The sequence below is a fragment of the Alkalibacillus filiformis genome (assembly GCF_030814115.1).
Lineage (GTDB): Bacteria > Bacillota > Bacilli > Bacillales > Alkalibacillaceae > Alkalibacillus > Alkalibacillus filiformis.
The window spans coordinates 240,332-260,821 of the sequence record NZ_JAUSUP010000001.1; the positions used below are offsets into that span (position 1 = coordinate 240,332).

Consider the following 20,490-nt stretch of genomic DNA (forward strand, 5'->3'; position numbering starts at 1 on the left):
CTTTTTTATTAAATTGGTGGCAACAGATGGTTTAACCTTAATACGGCAATAAGTTGTTGATAAAATAATTCTTCATCATAATAAGTTGTCGATGATTGTACGTCAAGTTCAATAATATTGACATCAATTTTTTCACTAACTGCCTTAAAAGCATCATACCTTACGTTACTTTGACCTTCTTTAGGTTTAGGGATTCCTTCTAAACAAATGTAGACGGGTTGAAAATGGCCAATCGATGTAGGGTGCAGTATAGCAGCAATTGATGTAACATCTTGACCGTGTTTATGTGTATGAAATGCTAACAAATGTTTAACACGATTTGGCATTGAATCAATTAGTGTAATTAATTCATAGACGTCTCCGTATCCTTCACCCAATTTAATAAAATGTTGTGTCATGACAGATCCTCCTTTGTATACTCCATCAATACTTTAGCACGCAAATGAATTTTTGTTAATTAAACATAGTAACTTGATGTCGATTTTGGTAAAATGATAACGAAAATAATTGAAAAAATTATTACAATTACAAGAAGGAGAGCCTTAAATGAGAGCTCTTACAGGCATTTTAATATTTTTATTAGTTACAAGTACATTGTTAGCGTTTTATCAATGGCAGGATCATCAAAATATATCGACAGAATCTGATCATATACTGATTGAGGAACAAGTGGCAATAGAGGAGCGAGGTGATTACTTAACAATAGAGCATACAATTAACGGTTTAAATGGAGAGGAATTTGAAGCTAATATCCCTCAATATATTAGAGATTTATCTTGTGTTAATGATGAGGGTTGTGAAATAGAAGAAGGTGAAGCTTTAAGAGTAAATAACCTAAATGATTTAACGATTACATATGAAGCGCCATTGAAACCTTTAATCTCCAGTGTAGAGTATAATCAGGACTGGCTAGTTAACTTACAGCCGATAAAAATCCTTGACGTAAATAAAGAAATAACAGTTTCTCTCTCAGCTAATAAAGAAGGTAAATGGCTTAGTTCAATTAAACCGATTATCTCAAGTGAACGTGAATCAATCCATTATTATGAATGGCTTTTACAAGGAAAGCAGAACCTACCTTTATATAAAGTTTATAAGAACCTATATTTAGTAGCAGAAATAGGAGATACGGGCATATATTCTTTTGAACCAGAAGAGCTTACTGGTCAAGCTAATGATGACTTTATTGAATATGAGCAACTAGTTCATGATCGGTTAGTTATTATCAGTGACCAACTTGAACCAATTACTTTAAATCAAATAGTAATAGTCGATAAAGTTGATGGTTTAGAATCGGAACTGTTAAAAAGTCATTTACAATCCATTACTACAAGCTACAGCGACGATTATAATTGGATGACGAGTGCGTTAGCTAATTATTTCTTTGCAGGTGAGGGTGGACAAATAGTTGAAGAGCTTAATGATCATTTAACGGAAGAGCAAAAAGACAATCTTTTTAATTTACTTGTTGAACATAAAAAACAGGTTAATGAAACTTTACCAATCTATATTGATCAACTGTTGAGTAACATATTAGGATATGAAGTTGATTTCATTAAGCAAAATCATCAGTCTAATTTATTTGTACCTCTTTTTGGAGTTGATTCAAGGACCGTTTATTTAAATGAAGAACAGGTTGATTTGTCAGTTAAATTAAAGAATGAAGAAGATAATTATGTGAGTTTAGATGATGTTATTCAAATAGCAGAACTTAGTGGTTTTAAAGTTGATGGAAGAGATGAGTGGTTTGTTCAATATGAAAACGATCGCTATCGGTTTTATGTTAATCGAAACGTTTATACAATAAATGATCAACGATACGAAGTTCAACTAAATACGTGGTTTAAGTATGGAAACGATGTTTATGTTGATATTTCTGTAATAGAAAATTTATTTGATTTAAGTTTTACGTTTTCTGATGAGGAGATTATTGTAGAATAAAAAATGGCTCTTTTCCAATTGAATGAAAAAGAGCCAAAGTCTCTTTGCTTATGCAAAGAGTACAAAAAGGGAGAGGAGAAACCGGAAGAAGGTCTTATGGGGAATGATAAGACTTCTCCGAATAGAACGGATTTCCTCAAATACCGTTCCTAATAGACAGTTTTACCAGGTTCATTTTTTTTATACGTTTGGTTTTTTATTTTTTATGTTGTTATATAGTTAATTATTGATTAATCATTTATGGAAATAGTATGAAGTAGAAACGTGAAGTTGGTGATGAGATGAGAGTGATATCTGGTCGTTTTAAAGGGCACCCGTTAAAAGCGGTTCCTAATATGAAAACAAGACCAACAACCGATAAAGTAAAAGAATCATTATTCCATCAAATTGGCCCTTATTTCGATGGTGGAAGTGCATTAGATTTATTCGCAGGTAGTGGTAATTTAGGAATTGAAGCTATAAGTAGAGGTATGAGTTCTGTTGTATTTGTAGACCATCAGTATCCTGCTATTCAAACGGTTAAAGATAATGTGAAGAAGCTTAAAATAAGCGATCAATGTGAAATTTTTCGAAATGATGCAATTCGAGCAGTGAAGGCAGCAGGTAAGCATGGTAAGAAGTTTGATTACATCTTTTTAGACCCACCTTATCGCAAAGTGTCATTTGATAAAATTTTTAATCAACTAATAAAAGCGGATGTGTTAGTTGAGGGAGCGATGGTAATTTGTGAGCATGACCCTAATGATGAGCTTCCCTTAGACTTGAAACAATTTGAAGTCGTCAAACAAGATACATATAGTAGTACGATTTCTATTACCATTTTTTCTTACAATTTAGGAGGAAAACTATGAATAAAGTAGCCATTTGTCCAGGAAGTTTCGACCCAATTACAAACGGTCATTTAGATATTATTACACGAGGTTCTGAAGTATTTGACCATGTAATTGTTGCTGTGTTTAATAACCAGTCAAAGTCACCGCTTTTCACCGTTGACGAAAGGTTAAAGTTAATTAATGAAGCCACAAAAGGATTATCAAATGTATCAGTAGATGTCAGCCATGGATTGTTAGTCGATTATGCAAAAGAGAAAAATGCTGCAACGATTTTAAGAGGGTTAAGAGCAGTAAGTGACTTTGAATATGAAATGCAAATCACATCAATGAACCGCCATTTAAACGATGAGGTAGAAACGCTATTTATGATGACGAACAATAAATACTCGTTTTTAAGTTCCAGTATGGTTAAGGAAGCGGCTCGCTATCACTCAGACGTATCGGATTTAGTACCGAAAGCAGTTGAAGATGCGTTGAAGCAGAAGTACTTACAAAAGAATAAATAAGACGATGCCCAGTTAGCTTTACTAATTGGGCATATTTTAATTTAAGAGTTAAATATTCTGAAATACATTAACATATGTTAGAATTAAATTACAGAAATTTTAGAAAAAAGAAGGAAGTAGGTTGATTAAAATGGACATAGTCCCGACTTTAGCTTCCCAATTTACACCTTTAAAAGATCGAGACGAATTGATTACCCGACTTAACTTGCAACGACAATTAAATCAAGTGAGCAATTATCCCGTAACATTTGTTCATGCAGGAGCTGGTTATGGAAAAAGCGTCGGATTAAGTCAATATGTTCATTCAACAAAAGACAATGTAAGCTGGTATACTGTGTCAGAATATGACCAAGATTTAGTCGCTTTTATGGCAAAATTAATTCATGCTGTGCAAGGGGCTTATTCTAATTTCGGCGAGGGGTTAGTTAACGAGCTCGGGCAATCTGAACGGTCAGTAAAAGACCGAGATATTTGGAGATTAGTGACTGAATTTGTTGATGAACTAGATCAGATAGACGAGTTAACAATTGTTATTGACCACATTCAACTGGTGTTTCAAGCACCTAAAGTTGTTAAATGGCTTGAGTTATTGCTGGAAAATATTCCAAGTCATATACATATTATTTTATCATCTCGTTATAAACCTAGTTGGGGATGCTTATCGCAATTAAAAGTAAGAGGAGAATTGCTGGAGATAACTTCAAGTGACTTAATACTTTCTGAAGAAGAAATTGATCATTTGTTTTGTGATTTGTACAACTTTCAAATGAACGATGAGGAGATTCAAGAAATATATCGATTGACAGAAGGTTGGCCTGCTGCATGTTCAATCCTTATACAACAAATGGAACAAGGTGACCAAGTAATAAGGGTCCTTCAGGAGAATGAATTATCTATTTCCAGTTTAGATGACTATATGTTGCATGAAATCTTAAATAAGCAACCTAAACTTACACAAACATTTTTAATTCAGACAAGTATATTAGATGAACTTACAGGAGCCTCATGTGATAACTTATTAAAAGTCGGCGGCTCAGATGAAATTTTGAATACGTTAACGAAACAAAATTTAATGATCTCTAAAATAGAAAACGAACGTTATCAATACCACCCTCTATTTAAAACTTTCTTAATTAGAAGACTACAATCAACCTCTCACCAAGAATATAATCAACTCCACTATGACGCAGCACATTATTATTACAAAAAAGGTAACGTCGAACAAGCCATTGGACATTATTTAGAAGTTCAAGAGTATGAAGAAGTCTCAGAAATGTTGGAGACGTACGGAATTAAGATGTTAACTGATGGACAGCTTGAAACGTTAAATGATTACTTATATAAATTACCTGATTATGAAATTGAACGAACCCCTATTTTACTATACTTTCAAGCTGAAATAGCGCGTTATCGTTCCAAATATGATGAGGCGGAATTGATTTATCAACAAGTAATTGACCGAACCAGTGATCGGGAGCAATTTTATTTATTGAGTTTAGCATATGAAGGAAAAGCAAAAATCTACTTAGATACTATTCGTCCAATTCAAGCTAAACGAATATTGGAACGAGCAATCGAGTATCGCGAACAACTTGCCGTGGATGAGAAGGAACTTGCTAGACTTTACTACATGTTAGGTGAAAATTTATTAAACTTAGGTTCTGCAAACAAGGCTGAGTCTTGGTTAGAAAAAGCAAAAGATGCTAATTTACCTGTTGATCAAGTTAATTTAAAAGCTAGAATTTATTTAAGAACAGGTCGGTTAAAGCAAGCTAAACAATACTTAATAGAACAAAGAGTAAGATTTAGCTCTGCTAATATGAGTCAATTGCCTAAATCACATCGTGAAACAGATATTTTATTATCGATTATTTGTTGTTTGTTAGGGGAGTCAGAAGAAGGTAAAAAATACGCTGAGCAAGGACTACAACAAGGTATCGAAAATAATTCACCATTCGTTGAAGCGTGTGGTTGGATGCGACTTGGTCATGCTTCTCAGTTATTAGAGCGTTATGATAGTACAACCATTCAAACTTGTTATAAGCAAGCGATAGATATTATGAAACAACTTAATGTTTCTCGTGGAATGGCTGAGCCTTATATGGGACTGTGCTTATTGTATGGATATGAAGGTAAGTATGAACAAGCATTAGAAGCGGGACAGAATGGTTTGAAAGAAACAGAAAAAGTACATGATCAATGGTTATCTGCATTAATCCTTCTATGTTTAGGATTGGCTGCTGTATATGGTAACCGTACAGAGCAAGCGAAACAGTTTTTGGACGAGGCTATGTCTCATTTTGAAAGCTGCGAAGATCAACATGGGTTAATGGTTATTAACTTTTGGAAAGCCTATTTAGCATTTCATGAAAATGATACTAAGTCATTTGGAACTTGTTTTTCAAGATTTTTAACGATGATGCAAACTGGAAATTATGAATTCTTTTTAAAGTCAAGGACTTTAACAGGTCCTCAAGATTTACAAGTCATCGCTCCGATGTTTCACTACTGTCTAAAAGAAGGGATCCATCACTCTTATGTCATTCGATTAATTGATGAGTTAGATTTAGGTCAGTTAGAACATCATCCTGGGTATACGCTACAAATAAAAGCATTAGGTTCATTTGAAGTGAAAAGAGGACGTCAATTCATACAAGATTGGCAACGTGATAAGGCAAAGGAGCTTCTCGAGTTGTTTGTAACAAAACGTCATAAAGTATTGACGAAAGAAGAAATTTTTGATGATTTATGGCCTGGTGAAACAGAAGAAAGTGCGAATAAAAAATTTAAAGTGACATTGAATAGCTTACTTAAAGTGTTAGAGCCGAAACGCCGTGTGAGACAAGATTCTTATTTTATCGAGCGAAATGGTAGCTCATATCGAATCAATCCAGAATCAACTTATGTACTGGATTTGGATGAGTTTGAACGATATGTTGAAGCGGGTTTGGTTGAACAAGTTGCAAGTAAATCAAGAGATCTATTAGTCAAAGGTTTAACATTATATGATGGAGATTATTTAGCGCATCGTAGAACTTCAGATTGGGTAGTTAGTGAGCGAGAGCGAATACAAGTACAATACTTACAGGCTGCCGAGAAATTAGCACAAATTGCAACACGATTAGAAGAATACGAGCTTTGCTTAAGGTGGTGCTTTAAAATTTTACAAATTGATCAAACATGGGAAGAGGCTTATCGATTAATTATGTATAGCTATGACCGACAAAACAATAGACCTCAAGCCATTAAGTGGTTTAAAAAATGTCAATCTGTGCTGAAAGAAGAATTAGATATTGAGCCGACTCAAGCAACAATTGATATGTATGAGTTAATAAAATGATTGATCAAGGCTGTCTGTAAAGGCAGTCTTTTTTCGCATGTAACTCATTTGTAACTCACTCATTTTACACTGAATCCAAGCTGATAAGGCTTGAATTTTTCAAAATAGGGGGAATGAATATGTCTTTGAAAAGGTTGAGTGGACTTTTAGTTGTAGCTTTATTTGCAGTTACTTTATTGTCTGCTTGTGGAGATGAAGCGGGATCAGATGAAGAAGGTCCAATTAAAATTGGTGTTTTAGCTTCATTATCAGGTCCACTTGAGGCGTATGGCGTGCAAACGCAGCAAGGTTTTGAGTTAGGTATTGAGTATGCAACTGATGGAAGTATGGAATTTGATGGGAGAGAAATTGAAGTTATTTTTGCTGATACGGAGACACAATCTGATGTAGCAAGGCAACGTGCTTTAGAGTTGTTAGATGATGAAGGTGTTGACTTTTTAGTCGGTTCTTCTGATTCAGGTGATACGTTATCTGTAATTGGTTTAGCTGAAGAGTATGAGACAATCATGGTCGTTGAACCTGCTGTAGCAGATAGTATTACAGGTAGTGAATTTAATCCTTATGTTTTTAGAACAGGTCGAAATTCTTCACAAGACGCTGTAGCTGGTGCAGCAGCGATTGCTGATGAAGGCGTTACGATTGCGACGTTTGCTCCTGACTACGCATTTGGTTGGGATGGAGTAGAAGCATTTACTAATGCCGCTGAAGAATTAGGGGCTGAAGTTGTGTTAGAAGAATTCGTTGACCCTGATGCGACGGACTTTACACCTAACATTCAACGTGTAATTGAACATGATCCTGATTATATGTTTGTTATTTGGGCAGGTGCTAATAGCCCGTGGAATCAAATTGCTGATATGAATTTACAAGAAAGAGGTATTCAAATTTCAACTGGTGCCCCAGACATTGCAGCTCTATCAACAATGGGTGACTTGGTTGGTATGGAAGGTTTTACAGTTTACTATCATGACCTACCAGATAATGAGGTGAATGACTGGTTAGTTGAAGAAATGGTAGAGCGTCATGACACAGTCCCTGATTTATTCACACCAGGTGGTATGAGTGCAGCATTAGCCATTATGGAAGCTCTAGAGCAATCAGAGGGTTCAACTGACGCTAATGAATTAATAGACATCATGGAAGGTATGAGTTTTGAATCGCCAAAAGGTACGATGACATTCAGACCAGAGGACCATCAAGCTTTACAATCGTTGTATGCTATCACTTTAGAAGAGCGTGAAGGGTATGACTATCCAGTGCCTACATTGATTCGAGAACTTTCCCCTGATGAAACAGAACCTCCAATTTTAAATGAACGAGAATAACCTTTAAAGAAGGATGGACTTCAGTGACGTTACTGAGGTTCATCCTTATACATAAATTGGTGAAGGCGGTGAGGTATTGTGGAGACGATTATTAAGACGGAAGATTTGTCAATAGCTTTTGGCGGTCACTGGGCAGTCAGTGACGTATCGATTGATATAAAACAAAATATATTTACATCTGTTATTGGTCCTAATGGGGCTGGGAAGACGACTTTCTTCAATTTATTAAGTGGGCAACTGTCTCCTACTAAGGGGCGGGTGTTTTATAAGGGTGAAGATATAACGAAGCATTCCGTCATTCAACGAACACGTAACGGGATTGGGCGCTCATTTCAAATTACTAACGTATTTCCAAACATTACGGTATTAGAAAATGTAAGATTGGCGATTCAGTCTAGAGAACAAGTACGATTTGACTTGTTTAGACATTTTAAAAGTTATCGTCAGTTTGAAGAAGAGGCTATGAATCTATTAGAGACTGTGTTATTAGAAGAAAAAGCTGAAATTCCAGCTACAAGCTTATCGCACGGTGAGAAGCGTAAGTTAGAAATAGCAATGTTACTTGCTTTAAATACCGAAGTCTTACTGTTAGATGAGCCGACTGCTGGAATGTCGTTAGAAGAAGTTCCAGCAATTTTAAATGTAATTAAAAATATTAAAGAACAAGAGGATCGTACGGTTGTACTAATTGAACACAAGATGGATATGGTTCTGGATTTGTCCGATCGAATGATGGTGCTATTTAACGGTGAGTTGTTAGCTGAAGGTACACCAGAACAAATAATGGCGAATGAAACAGTTCAATCTGCTTATATAGGGGGTGATCCTAATGACTCAACCACTACTTAAATTAGAAAAAGTTAACACATATATTGAGCAGTTTCACATATTGCAAGATGTCAATTTTGAAGTACAAAAGGGTGAGCTCACGTTACTATTAGGACGAAATGGTGCAGGTAAAACAACGACTTTAAGAACGATTATGGGTTTAAATCCAGCAGCATCGGGTCACGTTCATATGAAAGATGAAGATATAACGGGGACGCCAACCTATAAAATTGCGAAAAAAGGAATTGGATATGTACCAGAAGACCAAGGGATTTTCTATGAGTTAACGGTAGGGGAAAACATGCGTGTTGCTATGATGCATGAGGATGACGCTACGAAAGAGCGGCTTGAGTGGTCACTAGAATTGTTCCCAGATTTGAAAAAGTTTTGGAAGAAGCCTGGTGGTCAACTGAGTGGTGGACAAAAGCAAATGTTGTCTATAGCACGAGCATTTGTTAACGAGACCGATTTGTTATTAATTGATGAGCCGAGTAAAGGATTAGCTCCGGTTGTTATTGAGAAAGTAATTGAAGCCATTGAAAAGATTAAAGACCATACAACGGTCGTATTGGTTGAACAAAACTTTTACATGGCAAATCGTTTGGGCGATCGTTTTTATATTCTTGATGACGGTCTATCAGTTCATGATGGGTATATGAAAGAGTTAAATGAGAATGAGGAGTTAAAACGAAAATACTTAGGTATTGGTTAAGGGGGAAAAGCAATGGAACTGTTTATTAACCTTGCCATAAACGGGATTGCCATGGGGATGTTAATTTTTTTAATTGCATCAGGTTTAACTTTGATATTCGGACTTATGAGTGTGCTTAACTTTGCTCACGGTGGATTGTTTGCTTGGGGCGCTTATAGTGGAGTTTTCTTTTATGTATTATTAGATAACTTTTGGTTAGGGTTGTTAGGTGCAATCGTTACAGGTCTACTATTAGGGTGGTTAACTGAAGTACTCATTGTTCGACCTGTTTACGGTAATCATATCCGACAAATTTTAATCACGTTAGGTTTTATGCTAGTGCTAACAGAAATGTTAAAAGTTGTTTTCGGACCGAACATTATTAATGCACCTACACCAGAAATGTTTCAAGGCAGCTGGATGATTGGTGACATTACAATTATTAAATACCGAGCATTTATTATTGCTGTTGGATTAATTTTGTTTATTGTTATGTATAGCGTATTGAAGTATTCAAAGATTGGTTTAATCGTTCGAGCTGGCGTAATGAACAAGGATATGATTCAAGCTCTCGGTGTCAATATTAAACTAGTATTCGTTCTTGTGTTCATGGTTGGTTCAGCGTTAGCTGCACTTGGTGGTGCCTTATTTGCACCAAGTTCAGGTGCGATCTATGCAGAAATGGGGTTAGAGTTTGGAATTTTTGCATTCATTGTTGTCATTATTGGTGGTATGGGAAGTATCCCAGGTTCATTACTAGCGGCATTGTTAGTAGGCCTAGCTAATACATTTACAGCTTACTATATGCCAATTCTATCAATGGTTGTCACGATGATTATTATGTTAATCGTTTTAATATTCCGCCCACAAGGATTATTTAATGTAAGCGGGGTGTCAAATAAATGATGAAACGTCTACAATCTTCAACATGGGTTTATTTGCTAATTGCTATTGTTTTAATGTTGTTGCCGTTCGTTAAAGATGATCGTTGGTTTCTATTTTTAATGATTCAAATATTTGTCTTTGCTATTTTTGCTATGAGTTATGATTTGTTACTTGGATATACCGGGATCGTCTCGTTTGGTCATGCGATGTTTTTTGGTATTGGTGCTTATAGTGTTGCGGTTACGATGAGTAGAATGGATTCAACGTTTAGTAGTTTTTTATTAGGTGTACTCGTTGCAGTTATTATATCAGCTATTGTGGCGTTTTTAGCAGGTGTATTAACACTTAAGTTGAAAAGTCATTACTACGCAATGCTTACGCTAGCTTTAGCTGGGATGTTTTTATATATTGCAGAAAGGTGGCGCTCTGTTACAGGAGGTAATGATGGTTTTACGTTTCGAATCCCTGAATTACCTGGAGTACTACAAGATCATCGTAATGTAGTTATTTACTTATTTACACTTCTTTCTATGGTTCTATTATTCTTTGCTATGAAAAGGCTGACAGAATCACCATTAGGTCGAGTACTTGTAGGTATTCGAGAAAATGACCAAAGGGTTGAATCGCTAGGTTTTAGAATTATGCCCTATAAAGTGTTAATTAGTGTCGTTTCAGGTGTTATCGCAGCTTTGGCGGGAGTTTTATACGCTGTTAGTTTACGTTTTGTTAATACTCAAGTGTTTGATATTGAAGTGACACTAGATGCTTTGTTAATGACAATTATAGGTGGGGTAGGTACTTTAGTTGGTCCAATTTAAGGTTCGGCAATCTTGAACTTATCACACCATTTTCTATCAGATTTAGCTAGTGTTCATTGGATTTTTCAGAGATGGGTTATTTTATTTGGGATTATCTTTATATTAGTCGTTATTTTCTTCCCAAATGGTATTGTCGGTACGATCCAAAAGAAGATACATGAAAGGAAAATGAAGCAACGCGTTAAGCAAGTTGAAAAAAAGTCGGCGAAAAATTAAAGGAGAGCGATTAATGCAAGAGTTATGTATCCATTCTTTTGTCATTCGCTATCATCAAGCTCAATTAGGTGAAAGCCCTCACATTAAAGTGAAAGTAGTAAATGTACAAAGTGATACCGAAACGTACTTCGATTCATTGTATGATGCTTATCAATACATGGAGAAAGTGATCAGTGAGTAAAGGAGATTGGTGGTGGACTCAATGGTGGGTGTCGTTGCAACAGGGATATATATACCTGAAGAAAGAATGACAGGTGAAGAAATAGCGAATAAATCTCAATTACCAGTCGATGTTGTGACAGAGAAGATGGGGATTAAAGAAAAACCTATTCCTGGATTAGAAGACCATACGGCTGCTATGGGGATAGAAGCGGCCAGGCAAGCTTTTAACAAGTGTGATGTAGAACCAGCAGAGATTGATTTAATCATATATATAGGTGAGGAACATAAGGAGTACCCATTGTGGACTGCTGGTATAAAGATGCAAGAAGCATTAGGGTGTCATCGTGCTTGGGCATTTGATGTAGCACTAAGGTGCGGTACGACCATTATGGCATTAAAAGTGGCAAAAGCGTTAATGACCACTGATTCAAATATTAAAACGGTATTGTTAGCAGGTGGTTATCGAAATGGAGACTTTATTGATTATGAAAACCCAAGATCACGCTTTATGTATAACTTGAGTGCCGGTGGTGGAGCGTTGATTTTAAGAGAAGGTTATGATCGAAACCAGCTACTTGAAACGTCAATCGTCACTGATGGATCTTTTTCAGAAGATGTTGTCGTCGTTGGGGGAGGAACTAAACTACCAATGTCAAAAGAAGTATTAGAATCGAATAAATATCAATTGGACGTATTAGATCCTGATGGAATGAAACGTCGATTAGAAGAGAAATCAATGAAAAATTTCTTAAGTGTTATTAGAGAAGCATTATCCGATTCTGGTTTTACTGAAGAAGACATAGATTATTTGGCCATTTTACACATGAAACGGTCTGCACATCAATATATTTTAGATGAATTAGGGTTGCATGAGGATCAAACGATTTATCTTGACCATTATGGTCATATCGGTCAAATTGACCAAATACTATCATTACAGTTAGCTCAAGAACAAAATAAACTTAATGAAGGTGATGTGGTCGTTCTTGTGAGTGCTGGTATAGGCTATGCTTGGGGAGCATCAGTCATTAGGTGGGGTTAGAAGGAGGGTTCGTTGGTGATACATTATATTGATTTACCATTAGGTGAAACAATTGCTTACCGCAAGCGCGATGGTGGGGACAAAACGATTTTGTTAATCCACGGTAACATGGTTTCATCTAAACATTGGGACTTATTATTAGACAACTTAGATGGGCAGTATACACTTGTTGCTTTAGATCTACCAGGGTTTGGTCAGTCAACTTATCATCACAAGGTTAATAGTATTAAAGAATTTGCGAAAATTGTAAAAGAGTTTGTTGATGTATTAGAACTTAAAGTGTACAGCATTTTAGGTTGGTCAATGGGTGGCGCAATTGCAATGCAATACTGTGCTATGTATGACCAACCTTGTGAGAAATTAATGTTATTAGCATCAGGTTCGACTCGAGGTTACCCATTTTATGCTACAAACCCAGATGGTACGCCAGATGTAAATAATAGACTACAAACTTATGAGCAAATTAAACTAGATCCTATGAAAACGAAAGTGATGGAAGCAGCACAGCAAAACGGTGATAAAGAAACGATGAAAATGGTTTGGGATGCAGCTATTTATACACAGAAAAAACCAGAGGCAAACCATTGTGATGAGTATTTAGACGATATCCTAACTCAAAGGAATATTGCTGAATGTTATCATGCTTTAAACCATTTTAATATAAGTCATGTTCATAATGGTTTAATTGATGGCACGGGAGAAGTTGACAGAATTCATGTCCCAGTCCTTGTCATGCACGGTAACTTAGATTATGTCGTCTTATCATTTATGAAAGATGAGATTTTAGAAGATTTAACAGGCGATGTTGAATATGTAGAGCTTACGAATTGTGGACATTCACCAATGGTTGATGATTTACCATTACTAACAGAAACAATCGAAAACTACTTACGAAAGGAATGACATACAATGGCTAGGTTAGATGAACGCGTTGCTATTATAACGGGTGGTGCAAATGGAATAGGATATGCTGCAGCTAATTTGTTTGGTGAAGAAGGAGCAAAAGTTGTATTAGCTGATTTCGATGTTGAAACCGGCAAGAAAAAAGAACAAGAATTACAAGATCGAAATCTTGATGTCAAGTTTATTCAAGTCAACGTCGCAGATAGGGTTAGTGTAGACCATATGGTAGAACAAGTAATTAAAGAGTTCGGTAAAATCGATATACTCGTAAATAATGCTGGCATAACACGTGATGCGATGTTATCAAAAATGAGTGCAGAAGATTTCCAACAAGTAATTGATGTTAATTTAACAGGTGTATTTCATTGTACACAAGCTGCTTTACCTTATTTGCTCGACCAAGGTAAAGGTAAAGTAATTAATACTTCTTCTGTTTCAGGTACATACGGTAATGTTGGACAAACGAATTATGCAGCGGCGAAGGCAGGCTTAATTGGCATGACGAAAACTTGGGCTAAAGAATTAGGTCACAAACAAATTAACGTAAATGCTGTAGCCCCAGGGTTTACGGAGACTTCGATGGTTGAATCAGTCCCTGAACACATTATTGAAGGTTTGAAAAAACAAGTACCAATGGGACGTCTCGGTCAACCTGAAGATATAGCTAAAGCTTATTTATATTTAGCGAGTGATGACTCCGACTATGTTAATGGCCAAGTGATTCATGTAGATGGTGCGATTATGATGTAATCTACGACCAGGTTAGCATAAGGCTAACCTGGTTTTGCTTTTAATGAGATACTTTGTAACTGTATTGTAACTAATCTTCTTTAAACTGAATACACATGATGTTTAAGGGGGCGACTAGACATGCTAGGCGAATTAGATTGGTTACAATCAAGAGCACAGTTATACCCAAATGATGAAGCTGTCGTTGATGTTCAAGCTCAACGATCTTTGTCTTATGAAGAATTAAATGACCGTGCAACTGTATTAGCAGAAGGGTTAAAACATAGTGGAATTCAAAAAGGTGATCGTATTGCTTTATTATCACTTAATCATATTAGCTACTTCGACACGTTATTTGCCTGTTTAAAGGTTGGTGCAATTTTTGTACCGTTAAATTGGAGGCTTTCGCAAGATGAATTAACCTATGTATTACAAGATAGTGATCCTAAGTTGGTCATAATTCACCCGGAATTTGAACAATCGTTAGCATGGCTTAATAAAACTTACAACACATTACTTATTGACCATCCAAATTATATGTATGATTTAGATCGACAGGACATAGGTAAAATCTCTCTACATGAAACAGATCCTTTGGCTATGATTTATACTGGTGGCACGACAGGCAAACCGAAAGGAGCTGTTTTAAGTCATCGGTCCGTTATGTGGAATGCCTTAAATACGATTATTAGTTGGGGGTTAACGAAAGACGACCGGACGTTAACAGCAATCCCAATGTTTCATACAGGAGGGTTAAATGCTTTATCCATTCCGATTTTAATGGCTGGAGGGCAAGTCATTATTCATGCTAATTTTGATCCGGATCAAGCAGTTGAACATATAATCAAATATCGTTGTACCATTGTGTTGTTCATTCCGACGATGTATCAGCTCATAACAGAATCATTAATATTTAAAGAAAACGATTTTCCACATATGAAAGTGTTTTTATCAGGAGGGGCACCTTGTCCATTAACTATTTATGAACGATTTGAAAATAAGAGACTTCAATTTAGAGAAGGATATGGTTTAACAGAAGCAGGACCAAACAATTTCTATATTGAACCAGAAGATGCTCGTTTGAAGAAAGGTTCAGTTGGTCAAGAGATGATGTTTAATGACATTGATATCGTTAACAGTGCAGGTGAGTCAGTTGCAATTAATGAAGTTGGCGAGCTTTGGCTAAGAGGGAAACATCTATTTGAATATTATTGGAATCAAGAAGAAGAAACGATGGCACAATTACATGGTGAGTGGTTAAAAACTGGAGATTTGGCAAGAAGAGACTCTGAGGGCTTTGTTTATATTGTCGGTCGTAAAAAGGATATGATCATATCAGGTGGAGAAAATATTTTTCCGTTAGAAATAGAACATTGGCTTCTATCACACTCAGACATACAAGAAGTTGCTGTAATCGGAGTGCCTGATCAACTATGGGGAGAGAAAGCCATAGCTTACATATCGACCAGTAACCCTAATCTTGATGTTGCCCAACTTGAGATTTATTGTGAAGAGAAATTGAGTCGATACAAAATACCAAAAGCATTCTATCTAGTTGATGAACTTCCGAAAACTCATGTCGGTAAAATAAATAAAAAAGCACTTAATCGTTGGTTTCAAGAGCAACAAATAAAGGAAGAAAACGGCAAGTCGTAATATAAAAAGGTGATCTCAATTAATTTTGAGGTCACCTTTAAATTTGTTTAATGCTGCTGGCTTTTACGAAGCAAGATGAGGAATCCTACTAAAATGGTTCCAATCGTAATTAATGGCCCGTATTGACTTAACCATTCTAACGCGATAACCGATAATCCGGTGTAGTCAGTGTGGGTATCAACTGGTATATCGGATGGAGAAAGCATTGTTCTTTCAACGTATAATGGCTTAAACAGAACCATTACTAGAATGACAGCGAATACAATATGCAGTAACCTTCCGAAAAAATATGGTGCGAAACGAATATCGGTATTGGCAAGTATACTTGCCACTTGTGACTGAATGGAAAGTCCATTGAAAGCTAAAATGGCACTAACTAAAATAACTTGAGCGAATAATGTAGCGTGGTCAGTTTGGGAGATCATTTGTGCACCCAACGTAATTTCAAATACACCGCTAAGTAAAGGAAGAGCTAATTCTTTAGGTTGAGCAAATATCGTTAAGATCTTCTCAATTGAACTAGCAATTACTGATGATACACCCGATAGAAATAATAACTTGTTTAAAACAGAAAATAATACAATGAATCCACCGATCATAACGAGTGTACGAATAGAAGACATAACAGCATCACCTAAGATTTTACCGAGTGGTTCAGAGTTAGAAGTTCGATGGTGATGTAAGGCATATAATGCTCGTCCAAAAGTTGACCCGCGAATGTTTCTTTGATCATCATCAGTTCGGTCATCTTCGTTTCGTTTATAAAACCTCATACATAAACCAACTAATATACAAGCTGAATAATGACAAATTGCAATAAGAAAACCTAATTTCGGATCATGAAAAAATCCAACCGCGATTGCACCAAAAATAAATAATGGGTTTGAGGCGTTCGTAAAAGCTACTAGTCGTTCTGCTTCAGTTTTTGTTAGAACATTTTCTTGTCTTAAGCGTGCAGAAATCTTAGCTCCTGATGGGTATCCGCTAGCTAATCCCATCCCCATCACAACCCCTCCAGCCCCTGGGACATTAAAAAGAGGACGCATAAGAGGTTCTAATAAAACCCCGATGAATTTCACTACTCCGAAAGCTAATAACAATTCAGCTACAATGAAAAATGGTAGTAACGAAGGGAATACAATTTCAAGCCATAAATTTAAACCTCGAATGGATGCTTCGAATGATTGGTCCGGAAAAGTAATAATAGCAATTGCGAGAAAGGTTGCTGCTGTGGCATAAAAAATAGAAGTTATTTTTGAAATCACCGCTTGTCCTCCTAATAACATCAAACTGTACGAATACAGACAAGAGTAGTAAAATATTTATAAATAGATACAAAGATTTTAATCCATACTTATACAACACTATGCATTACGATTTAGGAATAGAAGGGAGTGTTTATAGTTGTCCAGACCTAAAATTGGTCTAGCATTAGGGTCAGGTGGTGCTAGAGGTTTTTCTCATTTAGGTGTCATAAAAGTTTTTGAAGAACATAATATTCCCATTGATTATATTGCAGGTAGTAGCATGGGGGCATTAGTTGGATCTTTTTATGGGGCTGGTCAAAAAGTAGATGATCTTTATAATTTAGCTTTAAGCTTTAGACAAAAATATTTTATGGATATAACAGTTCCCAAGATGGGGCTAATTCAAGGGGAACGGATTAAGTCATATATTCGTATGTTTACATATAATAAAAAGTTGGAACAATTTAATATACCTGTAGCCGTTGTAGCAACTGATGTACATAATGGTGAACGTGTCATTTTTCGTGAAGGGGATGCTGCAACAGCTGTTCGTGCTAGTATATCGATTCCTGGAGTTTTCGTTCCAGAACGAGTTGATGGCCGTCTGTTAATCGATGGTGGTGTTAAAGACCGGATTCCTATCTCAGTTGTTCGAGAGATGGGAGCGGATATAATTATTGCAGTTGATTGTTCAAAGTTTGAAGAAAATACAGATATGCATTCGATCTATGATATTATTATGCAAAGCATTGATATTATGCAAGATGATATGACAAGTCACCTAGTGATGGACGCGGATTTTGTATTAAGACCTGAAGTGTATGAATTTAGTTCACGCAACTATTCAAATGTTGGAGAAATTATTACTAGAGGTGAAAAAGAAGCAGAAAAGCACATAGAATCAATTAAGCGAGCGATGAAAGGTTGGAATAAATAAATTATGTTTAATAATAAAAAGCAAGTCATTACGTTAATTGTTACGATCGGTTTAGCTCTCTTTCTTTCATATTACCAACTAGATTATTACATATACCAACCTGGTGATACGACATCGTTATCATCTGTCGTTGAGATGGAAGATAGCTTTGAAGGTGAAGGGGAGTTGCATTTAGTTACAGTTCGAGGGGGGCAAGCAACACCTTTGTATTACCTTTGGGCTCAAATAAGACCTCACCATGACATCGTTGATTTAGAACAAGTTAGACCTCATGGTATAAGTCAAGAAGAGTATATGGAAGCTCAATTACAACATATGGAAAGCTCTCAAGAAGCTGCTACTGTAGTCGCTTTTGAAGCGGCAGGCGGGGATATAACGATTGAATATAAAGGTTCTTTTGTTGCCATGGTGGTTGAAGATATGCCTGCTGATGGTCATTTGGAAATCGGTGATGAAATTATCGGAATAAACGGGCAAACAGTTTCTTCATCGGAGGAAATTGTAAATGAAACGAGTGCAATGTCTGTTGGAGATGAAATTGAAGTCACATTTTTAAGAGACGATGAAGAGATGACGACTTCTTTTGAACTTGACGCCTTTCCAAATGACCCTGAACGACCTGGCATGGGTGTATCACTTGTAACAGATCGTGACGTTCATGTCACACCAGAAGTTGATTATGAAAGTGGTCAAATTGGTGGCCCTAGTGCTGGTTTAATGTTTGCTTTAGAAGTATATAACCGTTTAACGATGGATGATATTACTAAAGGAAGGACGATTGTCGGAAGTGGTGAAATCGACTATGAAGGTAATATTTATCGTATTGGTGGCGTTGATAAAAAAGTAGTATCAGCTGATCGCCAAGATGCTGATATCTTCTTTGCAGCTCATGAAAATGGACGTGAGGGATCCAATTATGACGAAGCGGTAGAAAAAGCGGAAGAAATTAATACAGATGTAGAAATTGTGCCAATTGATACTTTCCAAGATGCACTTGATTACTTAAACAATCTAGAATAAAAATAATGCCCCTTAGTTTCGTGCTAAGGGGCATTTGATTGTTTAATCATAATCGGTCCAGTTAACTCTTGTTTTCTTAAGTTAGCCCGATGATGGGGTTGAATAACACTATAGTAAGCATCAGTTGCTCGCTCTTCAATTTTAATCAACGGATGCTGAGTTTGTTGTAAATTCGAAATGATAGGAATATCAATTTGTTTTTTCTTTTGATTAATAAACGCTCGACCTTGTTCATTCATCCCTAATAGACGTATGTACGGTGGTTCTGTTAAGTCTTTGTATGCTTCGACCTCATCTTTTGTCGTGTTAGTTAACAAATGAACGAAAATTCTTTGCAACCTTGTCCACGTGTAGCGTTTAGTCTTTAATTGTTCCATCCATTGTTGGAAGTTTGAAACACGATTAACCGTTTGTTTTAGTTTATATTCTAAACCTTCGATCATACCATGAACTTCTCTAAGTTCCTCTTCCGATTTTGTTTGAACAATTAATTGTAAATAAGGGAAGTATAATTCCCAATCATGCCAATTTCCGCTATTTTGCTGATAAGACTTTAATTGCTTAACAGTCTCTTTTGGTAATGCTTGTTCAGCTTTTTTGGTTAATTGTTTCGTACTGACTATCTCCTGGCGTATGCTCGTTGCACTAGCGATGTCATGCTCGATCGTTTCATCATGATAGCCGCTTTTAGTGCGTTGGATCGTTTCAGGAATTATATCGCTATTTAAATTTTGAATAGCTTTAACATAGCTAAAACCTAAAATGTTATTTGGTTGTCCTAAGTCAAGTTCTTTTGAGCGAAGTCCAATTGCATCATAAGCTTCAGTACTTGCTTGAGGAAAAGAATACCCCTGCTTCAGATTTTTTTGTAATAATGATTGAAATTGCTCTTCATGTTCTTTAAAATGCGTGTAACGGTCCTTAAATGCTTGAATGTCTCCTGATTCACTTCCGAAACAGACATAGTCAACTTCGAGCGCATTCAATATTGATACAGCACCGTGAGCGAAAAGGTCAGCATATTGAACGGCATAAAGAAAAGGTAATTCCAACACAACATCTACATGGTGGTTTAATGCCGCTTTCGTTCTGGCGAATTTATCAATGATTGCTGGCTCACCTCTTTGTAAGAATGAGCTACTCATGACAGCAACAGTTACATCGGCATCTGTTTTTTGTCGTGATGATTCTTGATGGTAAAAATGCCCGTTATGAAATGGATTATACTCAACAATGAGTCCGCATGATTTCACATTAATCACGACCTTTTTACATAGTTTAATTCTATGTTAGAAATAAATTGCATAAAAAACAAGTACAACTTTATATGTTTGGGAAAACTACTTTATATAAAGGGATGAAAAACAATAGCTGTTAAGAAAAAATATTGACAAAAGGAGTAATTCCTTTT

20 protein-coding genes are annotated in these 20,490 nt (G+C 36.1%); 17 read left to right on the forward strand and 3 right to left on the reverse strand.

The genetic code is table 11. The annotated features are described in order from the left end of the window. Positions 1 to 8: 8 nt before the first annotated feature. On the reverse strand, positions 9 to 398 hold the full coding sequence (locus J2R98_RS01415; RefSeq protein ID WP_307065389.1) for a DUF7147 family protein: 390 nt from the start codon (positions 396 to 398) through the stop codon (positions 9 to 11). 148 nt (positions 399 to 546) lie between these two features. On the opposite strand from J2R98_RS01415, the gene J2R98_RS01420 reads away from it, so the two are divergent. From J2R98_RS01420 to J2R98_RS01490, 15 genes are all read left to right on the forward strand, one after another. Further along, positions 547 to 1,941: a hypothetical protein gene (locus J2R98_RS01420; protein ID WP_307065391.1), complete on the forward strand. Its 1,395-nt coding sequence runs from the start codon at positions 547 to 549 to the stop codon at positions 1,939 to 1,941. Positions 1,942 to 2,222: 281 nt separating this feature from the next. Continuing rightward, the gene (gene rsmD, locus J2R98_RS01425; RefSeq protein WP_307065392.1) at positions 2,223 to 2,792 is read left to right on the forward strand and encodes a 16S rRNA (guanine(966)-N(2))-methyltransferase RsmD; all 570 of its coding nucleotides are present in this window, start codon (positions 2,223 to 2,225) and stop codon (positions 2,790 to 2,792) included. Further along, positions 2,789 to 3,280, forward strand: a complete 492-nt coding sequence (coaD, locus tag J2R98_RS01430; protein ID WP_307065394.1) for a pantetheine-phosphate adenylyltransferase — start codon at positions 2,789 to 2,791, stop codon at positions 3,278 to 3,280. Before rsmD ends, coaD begins: the two co-directional genes overlap by 4 nt. A 130-nt stretch (positions 3,281 to 3,410) precedes the next feature. Next, complete coding sequence (locus tag J2R98_RS01435; RefSeq protein ID WP_307065395.1) at positions 3,411 to 6,620, forward strand: winged helix-turn-helix domain-containing protein; 3,210 nt, start codon at positions 3,411 to 3,413, stop codon at positions 6,618 to 6,620. A gap of 119 nt (positions 6,621 to 6,739) precedes the next feature. Next, positions 6,740 to 7,945 carry a substrate-binding domain-containing protein gene (locus tag J2R98_RS01440; protein WP_307065397.1) on the forward strand — a complete coding sequence of 402 codons (1,206 nt, stop codon included), beginning with the start codon at positions 6,740 to 6,742 and terminating at the stop codon, positions 7,943 to 7,945. 78 nt (positions 7,946 to 8,023) lie between these two features. Beyond that, the gene (locus J2R98_RS01445; protein ID WP_307065399.1) at positions 8,024 to 8,794 is read left to right on the forward strand and encodes an ABC transporter ATP-binding protein; all 771 of its coding nucleotides are present in this window, start codon (positions 8,024 to 8,026) and stop codon (positions 8,792 to 8,794) included. Then, positions 8,775 to 9,485, forward strand: a complete 711-nt coding sequence (locus tag J2R98_RS01450) for an ABC transporter ATP-binding protein (RefSeq protein WP_307065400.1) — start codon at positions 8,775 to 8,777, stop codon at positions 9,483 to 9,485. Before J2R98_RS01445 ends, J2R98_RS01450 begins: the two co-directional genes overlap by 20 nt. A gap of 12 nt (positions 9,486 to 9,497) precedes the next feature. After that, positions 9,498 to 10,370: a branched-chain amino acid ABC transporter permease gene (locus J2R98_RS01455; protein WP_307065402.1), complete on the forward strand. Its 873-nt coding sequence runs from the start codon at positions 9,498 to 9,500 to the stop codon at positions 10,368 to 10,370. Next, positions 10,367 to 11,167, forward strand: a complete 801-nt coding sequence (locus J2R98_RS01460) for a branched-chain amino acid ABC transporter permease (protein ID WP_307065404.1) — start codon at positions 10,367 to 10,369, stop codon at positions 11,165 to 11,167. The genes J2R98_RS01455 and J2R98_RS01460 overlap by 4 nt, the downstream gene beginning before the upstream one ends. A gap of 12 nt (positions 11,168 to 11,179) precedes the next feature. Further along, on the forward strand, positions 11,180 to 11,383 hold the full coding sequence (locus J2R98_RS01465; protein WP_307065406.1) for a hypothetical protein: 204 nt from the start codon (positions 11,180 to 11,182) through the stop codon (positions 11,381 to 11,383). 13 nt (positions 11,384 to 11,396) lie between these two features. After that, positions 11,397 to 11,564, forward strand: coding sequence for a hypothetical protein (locus tag J2R98_RS01470; protein ID WP_307065407.1), 168 nt, complete (start codon positions 11,397 to 11,399; stop codon positions 11,562 to 11,564). A gap of 21 nt (positions 11,565 to 11,585) precedes the next feature. After that, the gene (locus J2R98_RS01475) at positions 11,586 to 12,587 is read left to right on the forward strand and encodes a 3-oxoacyl-ACP synthase (protein WP_307066887.1); all 1,002 of its coding nucleotides are present in this window, start codon (positions 11,586 to 11,588) and stop codon (positions 12,585 to 12,587) included. A gap of 15 nt (positions 12,588 to 12,602) precedes the next feature. After that, positions 12,603 to 13,490, forward strand: coding sequence for an intracellular short-chain-length polyhydroxyalkanoate depolymerase (gene phaZ, locus J2R98_RS01480; protein WP_307065408.1), 888 nt, complete (start codon positions 12,603 to 12,605; stop codon positions 13,488 to 13,490). A 6-nt stretch (positions 13,491 to 13,496) separates the two neighbouring features. Next, on the forward strand, positions 13,497 to 14,240 hold the full coding sequence (fabG, locus tag J2R98_RS01485) for a 3-oxoacyl-ACP reductase FabG (protein ID WP_307065410.1): 744 nt from the start codon (positions 13,497 to 13,499) through the stop codon (positions 14,238 to 14,240). Between the two features lie 120 nt (positions 14,241 to 14,360). After that, on the forward strand, positions 14,361 to 15,875 hold the full coding sequence (locus tag J2R98_RS01490; RefSeq protein WP_307065412.1) for a class I adenylate-forming enzyme family protein: 1,515 nt from the start codon (positions 14,361 to 14,363) through the stop codon (positions 15,873 to 15,875). Positions 15,876 to 15,922: 47 nt separating this feature from the next. On the opposite strand, the gene spoVV is transcribed toward J2R98_RS01490, so the two are convergent. After that, positions 15,923 to 17,140, reverse strand: a complete 1,218-nt coding sequence (gene spoVV / locus J2R98_RS01495; protein WP_307065414.1) for a dipicolinic acid transporter SpoVV — start codon at positions 17,138 to 17,140, stop codon at positions 15,923 to 15,925. 139 nt (positions 17,141 to 17,279) lie between these two features. Here spoVV and J2R98_RS01500 point away from each other — a divergent pair, with 139 nt between their 5' ends. Beyond that, a complete protein-coding gene (locus tag J2R98_RS01500) occupies positions 17,280 to 18,059 on the forward strand; it encodes a patatin-like phospholipase family protein (protein WP_307065416.1) in 780 nt (259 codons plus the stop codon). Between the two features lie 3 nt (positions 18,060 to 18,062). Next, complete coding sequence (locus J2R98_RS01505) at positions 18,063 to 19,079, forward strand: SepM family pheromone-processing serine protease (RefSeq protein ID WP_307065418.1); 1,017 nt, start codon at positions 18,063 to 18,065, stop codon at positions 19,077 to 19,079. 23 nt (positions 19,080 to 19,102) lie between these two features. Here J2R98_RS01505 and J2R98_RS01510 read toward each other — a convergent pair whose 3' ends face one another. Further along, the gene (locus J2R98_RS01510; RefSeq protein ID WP_307065420.1) at positions 19,103 to 20,332 is read right to left on the reverse strand and encodes a nucleotidyltransferase; all 1,230 of its coding nucleotides are present in this window, start codon (positions 20,330 to 20,332) and stop codon (positions 19,103 to 19,105) included. Positions 20,333 to 20,490: the final 158 nt, after the last annotated feature.